The following is a 3,166-nucleotide window of genomic DNA, read 5'->3' as shown; positions in this document are numbered from 1 at the left end:
CGCGGGCCTGGCTGAGCAGGCGGCTGCGCGTGCTGCGCTGCTGTGCATCGACCTGCCGCAGCCGGCTGACGGCGATGGCTGCCAGGGCGGCGCGGCCGGCCCTGGCCTGTTCTTTCAACTGCTTGCGGGCAGCGGTCGTTGTCTTGCCGACGGCGGCGCGGCCCGCAGCGTTGGCGGCCACGCGCTCGGCCTCCAGCGATTCGCGAAAACCGCAGCCCAGGCTGCAGACGCTGGTGTCGCGCGACTTGGTCCAGACCTTGGTCTTTTCCTTGACCCGCAACTCGACCTGCGCGAAGTCCGTTTCGACCCACTTGGGAATGCGGCGCTGCACGGTCTCGTTGCGCGCGGCGGTCATCGGCGGCCCCGCGACCGCATAGTCGGTGGCGGCGTTGTTGCGGAATTCGTTGAGCTTCGTCGTGGCCTCTTCGGCTGCGGTGGCGGTGGCCTTGATGACGCCGTTGTAGGCGCCGAGATGGCCCGCCACGAGGCTGTCGACCACCGTGCCGATGCGCGCCGCGGCGCTCAGGTCGTCGGCGTTGATGAGGCCGTAGGCGCTGTTCGCGGCCTGCGTGATGCTGATGTCCGCGTTGGCTGCGGCGTTGTCGAGCTGGAGCTGGGCCAGCGACGCGCTGGCCTGCACCGCCGCGCGAGCTGCGTCGGCCACGCTGTCGAGCTGGAAGCTTTCCTCGTCATGGGCTTGCAGGATGGCGCGGGCGACCAGGCCGTGCTGCTGGGCCATGTAGTTCGCGACCTGGTTCGCGCGGTCGCCGAAGCTGGACTGCTCGCGCTGGGCCGTGCGGACCAGGTCTTCGTAGGCGCGGCTGGCCTGGGCGATCGCGACGGGGGCGCGTTGGCGTTGGCGTTCGGCGTCAGCCGGGCCGGATGCGGGCGGTGCGGGCGTGGCCTTGGCGTTGCTGGCGGGGGCGGGGGCTGGGCCCGATGTCGGGGCTGGGGCTGGCGCGGCGGCCTTCGCGGGTTGGGCTTCGGGCAGGAGCAACTCGCTGCCTGGCAGCGACGCGGGGGCGGGCCATGACGGCGCGAGTGCGGTCCAGGCCAGGGGCTTGATGGCCAAGGGCTCGGATTCGTCGGCGGCCTGCGTGTCGAGGTCGGGTGCTGCGGAGGCCGTGGCTGCTTCGCCATCGGGGTCGGCGGTGGTGGGACCGGCAGGGTCGCGAGATGGCGCTGCGCCTTTCCGTGGGCCGGCATCGCCACCCTTGGCGTCGCGGTCCGCCTTGTCGCCGCTGCCGGCCGGGGGTGCGGCGGACTTGTCGTCCTTGTCCTTCTTGTCCTTTTCGCTGGACTTGTCGGTCTTGGCGGCCTGCTTGTCCTTGCCTTCCGTGCCTTCCGTGCCTTCCGTGCCTTCGGTGGATGGCGCCCTTGCCGCAGGAGCTTCAGGCGCCGGTGGCTGGCGCGGCCGGGCGGCAGTCGGTTGGCGAACGGGCGCGCCCGGCGCCAGCACGGCGGCGGGGACGGAGGGCGCGGCGTGGTCCAGTGGGATCGAGCGGGCGGCACCGTCGGCGTCGGCAGAGGGCGGCGCGTATGGCGATGCGCCGGGGCTGGCTGCGTCGAGGTAGCGTGGCCAGCCTGCGCCGGGCGGCGCGTCGAGCGTCGATTCGTAGCTTGGATCCAGCCGTGAGTCGAGCGTTGCGTCGAGCTGCGAATCGAGCCGTGAATCGAGCCGTGAATCGAGCCGCGCGTCGAGCCGGGCATGGAGGCGGCCATCGAACTGCGCGTCAAGTCGCCCATCGAGCTTCGACTCCAGCCGCCCATCGCGCCGGCTGGACGGCATCGCTGCCTCGTCCCCCCGCGCCGCTCCGTGCGACCGGCCAGCCGGCCGGCGCGCTCGTTCCGGCGCCGGGATGCGGGCGCCCATGTCTACTCCGCCGGCACCAGCCCGGCCGGCATCGCGCGGCCCAGCTTGCGGTACTCGGCCTGCAGCGCCACGCCGAGGGCCGGCCAGTCGATCGGGCCGGTGCGGCCGGCGATGGCGCGCGCCGTCAGCACCACGTTGCGGATATGGCCGCCGGCGAAGTCGCAACCCGCGGCCAGGCGGTTCAAGCCACTGGCAGTGAGTGCATGCCCGTCGCCAAGGTGCGCCAGCCACAACGCGCGCCGCTCGCCCGGACCCGGCGCCGGAAAGTCGAGGATCGCGTCCAGCCTGCGCGTGAAGGCGCTGTCGAAGCGGCTGCGGCTGTTGCTCGTCAACAGCACGATGCCGTCGTAGCTCTCGATCCGCTGCAGGAGGTAGTTGGTCTGCTGGTTGGCATAGCGGTCGTTGGCGTCCTTGACCTCGGTGCGCTTGCCGAACAGGGAGTCGGCCTCGTCGAACAGCAGCACCACGTCGGCATGCTCGGCGCGCGCGAACAGCTCGCCCAGGTTCTTCTCGGTCTCGCCGATGTACTTGCTGGTCACGCCGGCCAGGTCGACACGGAACAGCGGCTTGGACAACTGCGTCGCGAGCCAGCCGCAGGCCAGCGTCTTGCCGGTGCCGGACGGGCCGACCAGCAGCGCGCGCACGCCCGGCCGGTAGCGCGTGCGCGCGGCGGGGCCCAGGGTGTCGGCCAGTCCTTCGCGGTGGCGGCAACGTTCGGCCAGCGCGAGCAGATCGACGCGCAGCGCCGGCGTCAGCACCAGCGCGTCGTCGCCGATGTCTTCGGTGAGTGCCTGGGCCAGCGTGCCGAGCGTGCCGCCGTCGGCCTGGCGCGTGGCGCGATGCAGGTGCGCCTGGCTGGGTTGCGTGGCGCCGTCCGCACGGGCCAGCGTCTCGGCGCGCGCGTGCAGGGCGGCGATGTGCGCGGCGGTGTGGCGCTGGGTGCGGGCGAACCGGGTGGCCTGCGCGGCGTCATGGCCGAGGCCCTGCCAGATGGACACACGCTCGTCGGGCGCCGGCACCGGCAAGCGCCATTCGGCCAGCGGCGCGCCGTCGTGCTGCCAGCTGCCTTCGAGGCCGGTCGCGATCAGCAGCGGGCCGGCGGTGATGGCGGGGTGGCGTGGCAGGCGATGTATCCGATAGGGCACATCGCGTCGCTCGCCGGGTCCGGGATCGGCGCTGAGCACCGGCAAGGCGTCCTGCAGGATCAGCCAGGGCAGGAGTCCGGACGGCGGGTCCCCATCGATGAGTGCGGCACGGGCGTTGCGGGCGCCTGCGATGGCGACGCAGGCCGCG

General features: G+C 72.8%; 1 protein-coding gene and 1 pseudogene. Both read right to left on the bottom strand.

The window, feature by feature from the left end; genetic code table 11:
- A pseudogene (locus HB681_RS37440) lies at positions 1–1,789 on the bottom strand (hypothetical protein); the annotation flags it as partial.
- Between the two features lie 86 nt (positions 1,790–1,875).
- Positions 1,876–3,166, bottom strand: a 1,291-nt coding sequence (locus HB681_RS37435; RefSeq protein WP_213959958.1) for an ATP-binding protein, incomplete at its 5' end; no start/stop codon positions are given.

The organism is Variovorax sp. dw_954, from assembly GCF_018449755.1.
Classification (GTDB): domain Bacteria; phylum Pseudomonadota; class Gammaproteobacteria; order Burkholderiales; family Burkholderiaceae_C; genus Variovorax.
The sequence above is the reverse complement of the archived record's forward strand: the minus strand, read 5'-3'. Positions and strand labels throughout refer to the sequence as shown.